We start from the raw sequence: 12,446 nt of genomic DNA, 5'->3' as shown, positions 1-12,446 counted from the left end.
TAAGAATGATTATAAACAACAAGCATAATGATTAAAACAGATATACTTATAATTGGAGCAGGACCCACAGGTTTATTTGCCGTTTTCGAGGCAGGATTATTAAAATTAAAATGTCATATTTTAGATGCTTTACCACAAGCAGGAGGACAACTTTCAGAATTGTATCCAAAAAAACCTATTTATGATATTCCTGGTTTCCCTGAAGTTTTAGCAGGAGATTTAATTGATAACCTACAAGAGCAAATTAAGCAATTTGAACCAGGTTATACATTAGGAGAACGCGCTGAAACCATCGAAAAACAAGAAGACGGAAGTTTTATTGTAACATCAAACAAAGGAACTAAATTTCACGCACCGGTTATTGCTATTGCAGGAGGTTTAGGAAGTTTTGAGCCACGTAAGCCACTTATCGAGGATATCGAGTTTTATGAAGATAAAGGAGTAAAATACTTCATCAAAAATCCGGAGAAATTCAGAGACAAAAGAGTTGTAATTGCCGGAGGAGGAGATTCAGCATTAGACTGGAGTATTTTCTTGGCGAATGTAGCTTCAGAAGTAACTTTGATTCACCGTAGAAATGAATTTAGAGGAGCTCTTGATTCTGTAGAAAAAGTACAGGAATTAAAAACGTCTGGAAAAATCAAATTAATCACACCTGCAGAAGTAATCGGAATCAATGGTGCTGAGCATGTTGAATCATTAGATATCGAAGAAAACGGTGCACACCGCAAAATCGAAACAGATTTCTTTATTCCACTTTTCGGATTGACGCCAAAATTAGGACCAATCGCAGACTGGGGATTAGATATCGAGAAAAATGCAATCAAAGTAAACAACGCATTAGATTACCAAACTAATATTCCGGGAATCTTCGCAATTGGAGACGTTAACACCTATCCGGGAAAATTAAAATTAATTCTTTGTGGTTTCCACGAAGCAACTTTAATGTGTCAGGCGGCATACCAAATCATTAATCCAGGTAAAAAATACGTATTGAAATATACAACAGTTTCTGGAGTAGATGGTTTTGACGGAACTCGTAAAGAAGCACCAAAAGCGGTTGTTAAGGCAATACTTTAGTTTTTAAGCTTCTAAGCTTTTTATATTAAGTAAAGCTCAAACTTGTTATCAAGTTTGAGCTTTTTTTATTCGTACCTTTGTGATACATAAATTTTGAATATCATGGATTTAGAGGCTAGAAAATATCAATTTATTCAAAAATTGGTGAAGGTAGAAGATGAGAGCGTTTTAGAAAAACTGGAATTGATTTTGAATGCAAATCAAAACGATTGGTTTGATGAATTATCGGATTCGGAGAAAGTTGAAATTCAAATAGGTTTAGATCAAGCTGAAAAGGGCGAGTTTGTAAGTCATGAAGAGGTTATGAAAAGATTTTCGAAATGGCATTAAAACTTATATGGACGACGCAAGCTGTTAAAGGTTTTAATAAAGTTGTTGATTATTTGGAAGCAAAATGGACAGCAAAAGAAATTCTAAACTTAGAGTATAAAATTCAGCAAGTCATTGATCAAATTAATCTTAATCCAGAACAATTCCCTAAATCTATAAAAAGTGAGTCTTTGTATAAAGCTATTGTAGACAAGAATAATTACTTGGTTTATAGGATAAATAACGAATCTAAGATTATAGAAATAATCAATTTTAGAGGAACAAAACAAAAGCCAAAACACTAAAGCCAATTTTAAACTTAGATATTCAGAACCTCAGAACCTAAAAAAAAATGGCTTTCGACGAAGACAACGCACAAAGAATCCGAACGTTTCTACAATATAAAGAAGCTGACTTTTTCGAAAAGAAAATGTTTGGCGGACTTGTTTTTATGGTAGACAATAAAATGTGCTGTGGAACCCGACTTGACAAACAAACAGGAGAAAATCTTTTGCTTTGCAGAATTGATGATAATGCCTATGCAGATGCAATAGAAAGAGACGATATAATACCAATGTCAAGCCCTGAAAGACCAATGAAAAATTACATTTTCGTCACTGAAAACGGTTGGCAAAGAAATAAGGATTTAGAATTTTGGTTACAGCTTTGTTTAGATTTTAATCCGCTTGCAAAAGCAAGCAAGAAAAAATAACAACCAGAATTTTAATGCGTATAGAATGTATAAATACTAATTAAAATTTTAAACTTAGAACCTCAGTCCCGAAGCTTCGGGATTGCAACTTAGAAACTTAAAAAAACATTTGCAAGTCGCAAGGCTATTTCATACCTTTGCACTGTTCTTAAAATTATTGAAAGTTATCACGAAAGGCGGAGGGAAAGACCCAATGAAACCTTAGCAACCCTTTATCATAAAGAAGGTGCTACATTCTACTTAATACGAATTCATTGTATTTAAGATAGATAACACAAAATACATAAAGTATTTTCCAAAACTCTTCCTGACAACCATACAATATTATTTTACTGAATTCAGTATTATGAGCGAATCATTGACGCATTTTTTGCTGTCATTAGTTCCCGCTGTACACAATATCTTTTTATCCGCCGCGGCGGATAAAAAGGATATTTGCTTCCATCGGGGCTAGTTAGCTTACAATAGTGAATTTTTGGAATTAATGTGAATCAAAACGCGTATCCTAACAGGTTTTCAAAACCTGTTAGGTATGTTTTAATAATAGAATAAAAAACTTAGCAGCTTAGTGTCTCAGCACCTTAGCAGCTAAAAGAAAAAAGTCATGGCAATAACAATTCAGGAAGCAATAAAAAAAAATATCCTAATCCTTGACGGAGCAATGGGAACAATGTTGCAGCGCTATAATTTCTCAGAAGAAGATTTTCGTGGAGAGCGTTTCAAAGATTTCCCACATCCCTTAAAAGGAAACAACGATTTACTATCCATAACACAACCACAAGCAATCCGCGATGTCCACGCCGCTTATTACGAAGCGGGTGCAGACATCGTAGAAACCAATACTTTTTCAGGAACTACGATCGGTATGGCCGACTATTTTCTGGAAGATTTGGTTTATGAATTAAACTACGAATCGGCTAAAATTGCCCGAGAAGTAGCAGATGGGTTCACCGCTAAAAATCCGGACAAACCACGTTTCGTTGCCGGTTCAATTGGACCAACAAACCGTACGGCAAGTATGTCGCCAGATGTAAATGATCCGGGTTACAGAGCCGTAACGTTTGATGATTTGCGTATTGCCTACAAACAACAAGTAGAAGCCTTAATGGATGGTGGCTGCGATTTACTTTTGGTAGAAACGATCTTTGATACTTTAAATGCCAAAGCAGCACTTTTTGCAATCGAAGAAGTAAAAGACGAACGTAATCTGGATATTCCAATTATGGTTTCAGGAACGATTACCGATGCTTCAGGAAGAACACTTTCAGGACAAACGGTTGAGGCATTTTTGATTTCGGTATCGCATATTCCGTTATTGAGTGTTGGTTTTAATTGCGCTCTTGGAGCCGATTTGTTGAAACCATACTTGAAAACATTAGCACAGCATACAAGTTTTAATGTTTCGGCGCATCCAAATGCAGGTTTACCAAACGCATTCGGACAATATGATGAAACTCCGGAACAAACTCAGGCATTCATTAAAGAATATTTAGATGATAATTTAATCAATATCATTGGCGGTTGTTGCGGAACAACTCCGGATCATATTCGATTAATTGCGGAAGTTGCAAAGGATTATAAGCCGAGAGTGGCGCCGGTTTTTGCGTAAAGTTTTCATTTGATATTAGATGTAAATTGTTGAATAATCAAGAAAAAAATATATGGAAGAGTATAGATTTGAATATATAGATCAGATAAAATCAATATTTCTCTGTATAAGCCTGCCTTTTATATTTTATTTAGTGTTTTCTGTAATGAATTCAATCGATGGAAATATTTTTAATGTCTACATCATTATACTAATACCATTAAGCGTTTCATTTCTTTTTTATTGGTTAAATAGAAATAGGATTAAAATTCAATGTATTGCTAGAATAGGAGTTAAAAATACTGAAATTGAAAGCTTAGGAAAATTAAGAATCGTTTGTTTTGAGGAAATATCGAGTTATAGAATTCAAGCAAATAATAGTATTTCTAGTGTATTGATTAATTTAAAAGGAAGTGAAAAAATTAAACTTTCTACATATTCACAGTTTTTTCATAAATCTAATACATTCAATGAATATTGTTTCGATTTAGAAGATGCAATTGACAGTTATAAAAATAAATATAATATTGAAATTAAAAGAGAAAAAACTCTTTTTGAGAAAAAGCGGTTTCTACCATTTTTAATAATTTTTTCAATCATTTGTGGATTATTATTTATCATAAACACAAGGTATGAAAATTATAATTTATGGCCATTTATCTTTCCAGTATTGTGGCTTTGGGCAGGGTACTTGGAGCAGATCAAGAAAAAGGCTATGTAATTTAGATGCTTCTAAAAAACAGAAAGTAATCATAAAACGGAATATCGCGTGAGTGATAGAAGTGGATAGCCCGATTCGCCGCGGCGAACACGCCCAAAATAAGATTATAAAAAACGAATATACCTACAAGGTTTCGAAAACCTTGCAGGAGAACAAAGAATAAAAAAAACTCAGAACCTAAGCAACTTAGGAACTCAGTAACTTAGAAAAAATGGCAGAAAATAGAAGAGACCTTGTATTAGCAGGATTAGAACCGTTAATTATTACGCCAACCAGTGTTTTTGTAAACATTGGGGAACGTACGAATGTAACAGGCTCAAGAAAATTCCTTCGCTTAATCAAGGAAGAGAAGTATGACGAGGCGCTTGATATTGCAAGACAACAAGTAGAAGGTGGAGCACAGATCATCGATATTAATATGGATGAGGGAATGCTTGATGGTGTTCAGGCAATGACAAAATTTTTGAATTTAATTGCATCAGAACCGGATATTTCGAGAGTGCCGATTATGATCGACAGCTCGAAATGGGAAATCATCGAAGCGGGTCTTAAAGTAGTACAAGGAAAAAGCGTTGTAAACTCGATCTCTTTGAAAGAAGGTGAAGAAGCCTTTATTCACCACGCCAAATTAATCAAACGATACGGAGCTGCGGCGATTATTATGGCTTTTGACGAAGTTGGTCAGGCGGATAATTTCGACCGAAGAGTGGAGATTTGTCAGCGTTCGTATGATATTTTGGTTGATAAAGTTGGATTTCCTCCACAGGATATTATTTTCGATTTGAATATTTTCCCAGTTGCAACCGGAATGGAAGAACATCGCTTGAATGCTTTGGACTTTTTTAGAGGTACAAAATGGGTTAGAGATAACTTGCCACACGCACATATTAGCGGTGGAGTAAGTAACGTTTCATTCTCTTTTAGAGGAAACGATCACGTTCGTGAAGCAATGCACTCGGTATTTTTATACCACGCAATTCAGAACGGAATGACAATGGGAATCGTGAATCCGGAAATGCTTTCGATTTATGATGATATTCCAAAAGATTTATTAGAACACGTTGAAGACGTAATACTGAATAGACGTGATGATGCAACTGAAAGACTTTTGGATTTTGCTGAGAACGTAAAAGGCGAAGTAAAATCAGATGAAAAAGCGATTCAGGAATGGCGTTTAGGAACAGTTCAGGAACGTATTACACATTCATTAGTAAAAGGTGTTGACGCATTTATTGAAGAAGATGTTGAAGAAGCGCGTCTTGCTGCGATAAAACCAATCGAAGTTATCGAAATCAATTTGATGACGGGAATGAATGTCGTTGGAGATTTATTTGGAAGCGGAAAAATGTTCTTGCCTCAGGTAGTAAAATCGGCACGTGTAATGAAAAAAGCCGTTGCTTATTTGTTGCCATATATTGAAGCAAGCAAACAAGCGGGAGACAAACAAGGAAACGGAAAAATATTGATGGCAACCGTAAAAGGTGACGTTCACGATATTGGTAAAAATATTGTTTCGGTAGTTTTGGCGTGTAATAACTACGAGATTGTAGATCTTGGTGTTATGGTGCCTCCGGAAAAAATTATTGCGGCAGCCATTGAACATAATGTTGACATTATTGGTTTAAGCGGATTGATCACACCTTCGCTTGACGAAATGGTTTATTTAGCAAAAGAATTAGACAAACAGGGAATTAAAATTCCGATTATGATTGGTGGAGCAACGACTTCGCGCGCGCATACAGCCGTGAAAATCGCACCACAATATAGAGAAACTGTAATTCACGTAAACGATGCTTCTAGAGCTGTTACCGTTGCAGGAAACCTTTTAGATCATAACCGAAAAATATATGCAAGCGATATTCGTGCTGATTATGATGCGTTTAGAGAAACGTTTTTGAATCGTTCGAGAGATAAAAACTTCCTGACAATTGAACAAGCACGTAAAAATAAATTACAATTGGACTGGGCGGAGTATACGCCTACAAAACCAAAAGTAATTGGTAAACAAATCGTCGAAGTAGATCTTGATGTTTTGGTTCCGTATATTGACTGGACACCCTTTTTTAGAACTTGGGAATTGTTCGGGAAATATCCGGCAATCTTAACGGATGAGGTTGTGGGTGAAGAAGCAACGTCGGTTTTTGCAGATGCTCAGGAAATGCTGAAAGTGATTTTGGCAGAGAAAAAATTAACCGCTAAAGGTATTTACGGAATTTTTCCTGCGAATCAAATTGATGACGACGATATCGAATTGCGTGATGAAAACGGAAAAGTTTTGGAAAAATTCTTAACGCTTCGTCAGCAATCACAAAAAACAAAAGGAGCGCCAAACATAGCTTTATCTGATTTTATCTTACCAAAAGATTCAGGAATTACAGATTATATTGGAGCTTTTTGTGTAACAACAGGTTTTGGAGTTGACGAATGGGCAGCTGAATTTGAAAAAGACCTTGACGATTATAATTCGATTATGGTTAAAGCATTAGCGGATCGTTTTGCTGAGGCTTTCGCCGAATATCTTCACGAAAAAGTACGTCAGGATTTCTGGGGTTATGATGCCGAAGAATCTCTTTCGACAGAAGATTTGATTGAAGAAAACTATAAAGGAATTCGTCCAGCGCCAGGATATCCTGCTTGTCCGGATCACTTAGAGAAACCAACAATCTGGAAACTCTTGAATGTCGCAGACGAAATTGGAGTAACATTAACGGAAAGTATGGCAATGTGGCCAGCTTCATCGGTTTCTGGGTATTATTTCGGAAATCCGAAAAGTAAATATTTCGGACTTGGAAAAATAAAAGAAGATCAGGTGGTAGATTATGCCAAACGACGCAATGTACCAACAGATTACGCAATGAAATGGTTAAACCCTAATATAGCAGACTAAAAATAGTTTCAGGTTTTTTTAGTTTCATGTTTCAAGTTATCCAAAGCAACTTGAAACATGGAACTTGAAACATGAAACAAAAAAAGATTATTTGATTACGTTTTTTGATTTCAGATTTTTTACATGAACTAAAACTCAAAACTCATAATTCATAACTCATAACTTTAATAATGAAAGTAACAGAACATATAGAAAACGCCAAAGGAAAAACATTATTCTCATTTGAACTTATTCCGCCTCAAAAAGGGAAAAGTATTCAGGAATTATACGATAATATTGATCCGTTAATGGAGTTTAATCCGCCATTTATTGATGTAACGACTTCTCGTGAAGAGTATATTTATATTGATAAAGGCAACGGGCTTTTGGATAAAAAGTTAACTCGTATGCGTCCGGGAACACTTGGAATTTGCGCTTCTATAAAACATAAATATAATGTTGATACTGTGCCACACTTGCTTTGCGGTGGTTTTACACAGGAAGAAACAGAATATATGCTGGTAGATTGTCAGTATTTAGGAATCAACAATGTAATGGCGCTTCGTGGCGATGCAATGAAAGATGAACAATCTTTTGTGCCAAAAAAAGGCGGAAATAGTTTTGCAATCGATTTGGTAAAACAAATCAACAACTTAAACTGCGGAAAATACCTGCATGAAGTTATGGATGCAGATAATAAAGCTGATTTTTGTATAGGTGTTGCCGGATATCCGGAGAAACATTTAGAATCACCATCTTTACAATCAGATTTAAAAAGACTAAAAGAAAAAGTAGATGCGGGAGCTGATTATGTGGTTACGCAAATGTTTTTTGACAACGCTAAATATTTCACATTTGTAGAGAAAGCCAGAGAAATGGGAATTACAATTCCTATTATTCCCGGAATTAAACCAATTGCTGTTCAAAGACATTTACAGATTTTACCACAGATTTTCCGTATTGATTTACCGGAAGATTTAATCGATGCTGTTGATAAATGCAAGAATAATGCAGAAATCAAACAAGTGGGAATCGAATGGGCAATTCAGCAATCATTAGAGTTAAAAGCTGCTGGAGTTCCTGTTTTGCATTATTATTCAATGGGAAAATCAGAGAATATTCGCCAGATTGCGAGTCAGATTTTTTAAGATTTTCATCCTTACTAAATTATAATCTTTGTCAAAGTTTTAAACTTTGACAAAGATATCCACGATTGGAATTTGGAATTTAAAGTTTGGAATTTTGTAAATTTACGATTATGAAACAAGAAGAATTACAAGCAATAGCTTCTCAGCTAAAGCATCCAACGGGAGAAAAAGGAATTGAAATGGCGAATATGATGCATGAAACAAACATCAATATGACGCATCATTCGGTTCAAAATCTACATATAGAATCAGGGAATACAATTTTAGAATTAGGTCATGGAAATGCGGGTCATGTAGAATTTATATTCGAACAAGCCAAAAATCTGAAATACTACGGACTTGAAATGTCTGAATTAATGTTTCAGGAAGCATGCCAGATTAATCGAAATTTTGTTTCTCAAAAGCAAGCTTTCTTTTCGCTTTATGATGGAACTGAAATCCCGTTTCAAGATTCATTTTTTAATAAAATATTTACGGTAAACACAATTTATTTCTGGCAGGAACCTGAAAAGTTGCTTTCGGAAATCTATAGAGTTTTACAGCCAAAAGGTATTTTATGCATCACTTTTGCCGAAGAAAGTTTTATGAAACAACTTCCTTTTACCAAGTATGAATTTGAACTTTATAGTACTGAAAAAGCGGAGAAGTTGATTGAGAAAACTGCTTTCAAAATCATAAACAAAGAAACTTTAACCGAAAAAGTAAAAAGTAAAACAGGAGAATTGGTCGATAGAGCTTTTACTACTTTGGTTTTAGAAAAATAACAAAAAATTCCCCAACCAATTTTAGTGCTCTTTTTTTGAGTAATTTAATTGATTTTTATTTCACATTTCTATTTCCAAATTGCAATACGATTAAATTATGGAGGTTAAAAAAATCAATTTTCTAAAAAGTTACAGTAGTGTCTTGCTACTTCTGGGCGGAATCACAATTGGAAGTATTTTTGGATTAGTTTTTAAAGAAAAAGTTGCCGTTATAAAACCTGTTGGAGATATATTCTTAAACTTGCTTTTTACAGCGATTATTCCACTTGTTTTCTTTACAATAACTTCCTCCATTGCCAATTTAGAAAAAACAGAAAAGTTAGGAAGATTATTCGTTATCATGATAGCGGTCTTTTTAGGGACACTTTTGATTTCGGCAGTTGTTATGATTATAGCGGTTTATCTTTTTCCCATTCATGAGAATATTATAATTACTAAAATTCCGATGGAGAATATCCAATCCGGAAGTGTTGGCGATCAAATAGCACAATTGCTTACAACCAATGATTTTTACGAATTGTTATCAAGGAAAAGTATGTTGGCGCTTATTATATTTTCATTTTTAATAGGATTTGCAACTTTGCAATCAGGTGAGAAAGGAAATGCCTTCAAAAGTTTTCTGGATTCCGGAAACGAAGTCATGAAGCAACTTCTGACTATGATTATGAAATTAGCCCCAATAGGTCTAGGCGCTTATTTTGCTTATCAGGTTAGTTATTACGGTCCACAATTATTTGGAGTTTACGCCAAACCATTAGGTGTTTATTATGTAGCTTGTGTGTTTTACTTTTTTGTCTTTTTTAGTTTGTATGCTTTATTAGCGGGAGGTAAAAGAGCTTTTGTCGTTTTTTGGAGCAACAATATCACACCTTCATTAACAGCAATTGGAACTTGCAGCAGTATCGCAACCATTCCTGCAAATTTAGACGCCGCAGAAAAAATGGGAATTCCCAAACATGTTAGAAATTTAGTTATTCCGCTTGGCGCACCTTTGCACAAAGACGGTTCGAGTATGTCATCCATCTTAAAAATAACCTTTCTTTTTGCCATGTTTGGTAAAGATTTTACAGAACCATCAACAATACTTTTAGCATTAGGAATTACAATAATCGTTTCGATTGTCGAAGGCGGAATCCCTAACGGAGGTTATATAGGCGAAGTTTTAGCCATTACAGTTTATGGATTACCTATGGAACAAGCTTTGCCGGTTGCCATGATTCTGGGAACTCTCGTGGATCCAATTGCTACTTTATTAAATGCCAATGGCGATGTGATTTCCTCCATGATGGTTTCGCGATTCTCTGAAAAAACCAAGTGGTAATTAATTCTAAATCAAACATCAATTTTAATTAAATCAGCATTAATCCGCATAATCAGTACAATCTGTGGGCTTTTTATGCTATAGATTGAGCAAATAAATAATATATATGAATTCAATACTTCAGCAAGATTTAAACGATATCGAAAATATCCTTAATCAGGCAAAACAACAAGGAATTGATTTTTTGAATAATCTTGAAAACGTTCCAACTTCTAAAAAAGAATCGATCGACCCAACTCGTGAACTAAACGAATTAGGTTTAGGATCAATAAAAACTTTAGAAGAATTTAAAGAACGATTGGCACCTTTAATGGTTGCTTCACCCGGACCAAGATATTTAGGTTTTGTAACCGGAGGATCTACACCAGCTTCTCTTATGGGAGATTGGTTGTCTTCGGTTTACGATCAAAATACACAATCGATAAAAGCACAAGGAGGAAATTCGGCTTTGATAGAATTTGAAACTATCAATTTGTTGTTACAATTACTAAACTTACCTGATTCTTTTTTGGGCGGATTTGTAACGGGGGCAACAATGTCCAATTTTACCTGTTTGGGAGTAGCAAGACAATGGTTTGGGAACCAACTTGGGAAAGATTTTGCCAAAAACGGAATTTCTGAAACTATAAATATTTTGACTGCAACACCACATTCTTCTTCTGTAAAAACATTGGCGATGTTAGGTATTGGAAGTAATAATTACACGACAATCAAAACTATTGAAGGCAATCGTGAAGCAATTGATATTGCAGATTTAGAAAAGAATATTCAGAGTTTAAACGGAAAACCTTTTATCTTGATATCAAGTGCGGGAACGGTAAATACCGCTGATTTTGATGATTTTGGTGCTATTTCGAAGCTAAAGGAAAAATACAAATTCTGGTGGCATATTGACGCTGCTTTTGGCGGATTTGCCGCTGTTTCAGATAAATATAAACATTTTGTAGAAGGTTGGGAAGGAGCGGACAGTATTACGGTTGATTGTCATAAATGGCTGAATGTTCCTTATGAAAGTGCTTTTTATTTGATTAAAAAAGAACATACAAGTTTACAGATTGAAACTTTTCAGAATTCGAATGCACCATATTTAGGAAATCCGTTAGAGAATTTTAATTATTTAAATGTATTGCCTGAAAATTCAAGGCGACTTAGAGCTTTGCCTGTTTGGTTTTCTTTGCTGGCTTATGGAAAAGATGGTTTTCAGGATATTATAGAAAATAGTGCTTATTTGGCTATGCATTTTGGAAACGCACTTATCGAAAATGGTAATTTTGAACTTCTGGCTCCAATTCGTTTGAATAATGTTTGTTTTACCTTGAAAGGAAATCATAATCAGGAAAAAGTAAGTGAGTTTTTGACAACTTTAAACGACAGAGGAAAAGTGTTTATGACACCAACAGTTTATCAAAACCGTAAAGGAATAAGAGCGTCTTTTGTGAATTGGCGTACAACAGAAAATGACATTAAAATCATTATAGAAGAATTAAAAGAAACGATTTTAGACTTAGAAATTTAATACAATCTTATACTTTTTAAAAGCCCGCTTATCAAATAAGCGGGCTTTTTTTATGGACTCTTTTTATTTTTTCATAATGTCTCGTCCTGAAATAGCGATACACAAAAAGCCATCGTTATGGAAGATCAAATAAATTATGTAAAGCGTAGTCAACGAGATTACAGTATGTCACTAAAACTTCAAATTGTTAGTGAGATTGAAAAAGGAAATATTTCTATTACTCAAACAAGAAAACAATATGGTATTCAGAGTCATGGAACAGTTTTAAATTGGTTAAGAAAATTTGGTAACTTTGATTGGGAGAACCAAACCCCAACCCAAATGGCAAAAACACCTGAACAGAAGATAATGGAACTCGAAGCCCAAGTGAAATTATTGGAAAAGCAAAAAGCATTATTGGAAAGACAGGCTTTTGTTGCAG

The 12,446-nt window shown here is 34.7% G+C and carries 12 protein-coding genes and 1 riboswitch; all 12 genes read left to right on the top strand.

Features of this window, described 5'->3' with window-relative positions; genetic code table 11:
• Positions 1–27: 27 nt before the first annotated feature.
• Positions 28–1,080 (top strand): NAD(P)/FAD-dependent oxidoreductase, encoded by a 1,053-nt coding sequence (locus CHB81_RS25435; protein WP_089354623.1) that lies wholly within the window; start codon positions 28–30, stop codon positions 1,078–1,080.
• Positions 1,081–1,182: 102 nt separating this feature from the next.
• Positions 1,183–1,410 carry a hypothetical protein gene (locus CHB81_RS25430; RefSeq protein WP_089354622.1) on the top strand — a complete coding sequence of 76 codons (228 nt, stop codon included), beginning with the start codon at positions 1,183–1,185 and terminating at the stop codon, positions 1,408–1,410.
• Positions 1,401–1,694, top strand: a complete 294-nt coding sequence (locus CHB81_RS25425) for a type II toxin-antitoxin system RelE/ParE family toxin (protein ID WP_089354621.1) — start codon at positions 1,401–1,403, stop codon at positions 1,692–1,694. The genes CHB81_RS25430 and CHB81_RS25425 overlap by 10 nt, the downstream gene beginning before the upstream one ends.
• A 47-nt stretch (positions 1,695–1,741) precedes the next feature.
• Complete coding sequence (locus CHB81_RS25420; RefSeq protein ID WP_089354620.1) at positions 1,742–2,101, top strand: TfoX/Sxy family protein; 360 nt, start codon at positions 1,742–1,744, stop codon at positions 2,099–2,101.
• A gap of 161 nt (positions 2,102–2,262) precedes the next feature.
• Positions 2,263–2,377: riboswitch (SAM riboswitch) on the top strand.
• Positions 2,378–2,705: 328 nt separating this feature from the next.
• The gene (locus tag CHB81_RS25415) at positions 2,706–3,710 is read left to right on the top strand and encodes a homocysteine S-methyltransferase family protein (RefSeq protein WP_089354619.1); all 1,005 of its coding nucleotides are present in this window, start codon (positions 2,706–2,708) and stop codon (positions 3,708–3,710) included.
• Positions 3,711–3,762: 52 nt separating this feature from the next.
• Entirely contained in the window at positions 3,763–4,410 is a 648-nt protein-coding gene (locus CHB81_RS25410; RefSeq protein WP_141130463.1) for a hypothetical protein, read from the top strand.
• Between the two features lie 211 nt (positions 4,411–4,621).
• A complete protein-coding gene (gene metH / locus CHB81_RS25405; protein ID WP_089354617.1) occupies positions 4,622–7,297 on the top strand; it encodes a methionine synthase in 2,676 nt (891 codons plus the stop codon).
• 170 nt (positions 7,298–7,467) lie between these two features.
• Positions 7,468–8,424 (top strand): methylenetetrahydrofolate reductase [NAD(P)H], encoded by a 957-nt coding sequence (metF, locus tag CHB81_RS25400; protein ID WP_089354616.1) that lies wholly within the window; start codon positions 7,468–7,470, stop codon positions 8,422–8,424.
• A gap of 110 nt (positions 8,425–8,534) precedes the next feature.
• Positions 8,535–9,188: a class I SAM-dependent methyltransferase gene (locus tag CHB81_RS25395; RefSeq protein WP_089354615.1), complete on the top strand. Its 654-nt coding sequence runs from the start codon at positions 8,535–8,537 to the stop codon at positions 9,186–9,188.
• Positions 9,189–9,285: 97 nt separating this feature from the next.
• Positions 9,286–10,509 (top strand): dicarboxylate/amino acid:cation symporter, encoded by a 1,224-nt coding sequence (locus tag CHB81_RS25390; RefSeq protein ID WP_089354614.1) that lies wholly within the window; start codon positions 9,286–9,288, stop codon positions 10,507–10,509.
• Positions 10,510–10,615: 106 nt separating this feature from the next.
• Positions 10,616–12,025, top strand: a complete 1,410-nt coding sequence (locus CHB81_RS25385; RefSeq protein WP_089354613.1) for a pyridoxal-dependent decarboxylase — start codon at positions 10,616–10,618, stop codon at positions 12,023–12,025.
• A 117-nt stretch (positions 12,026–12,142) separates the two neighbouring features.
• A partial coding sequence (locus tag CHB81_RS25380) for a transposase (protein WP_141130460.1) occupies positions 12,143–12,446 on the top strand: 304 nt, incomplete at its 3' end.

Source organism: Flavobacterium sp. ov086, assembly GCF_900187965.1.
Taxonomy (GTDB): domain Bacteria; phylum Bacteroidota; class Bacteroidia; order Flavobacteriales; family Flavobacteriaceae; genus Flavobacterium.
Note: the sequence above shows the minus strand (reverse complement) of the source record. Positions and strands in the feature narration are given on the sequence as shown.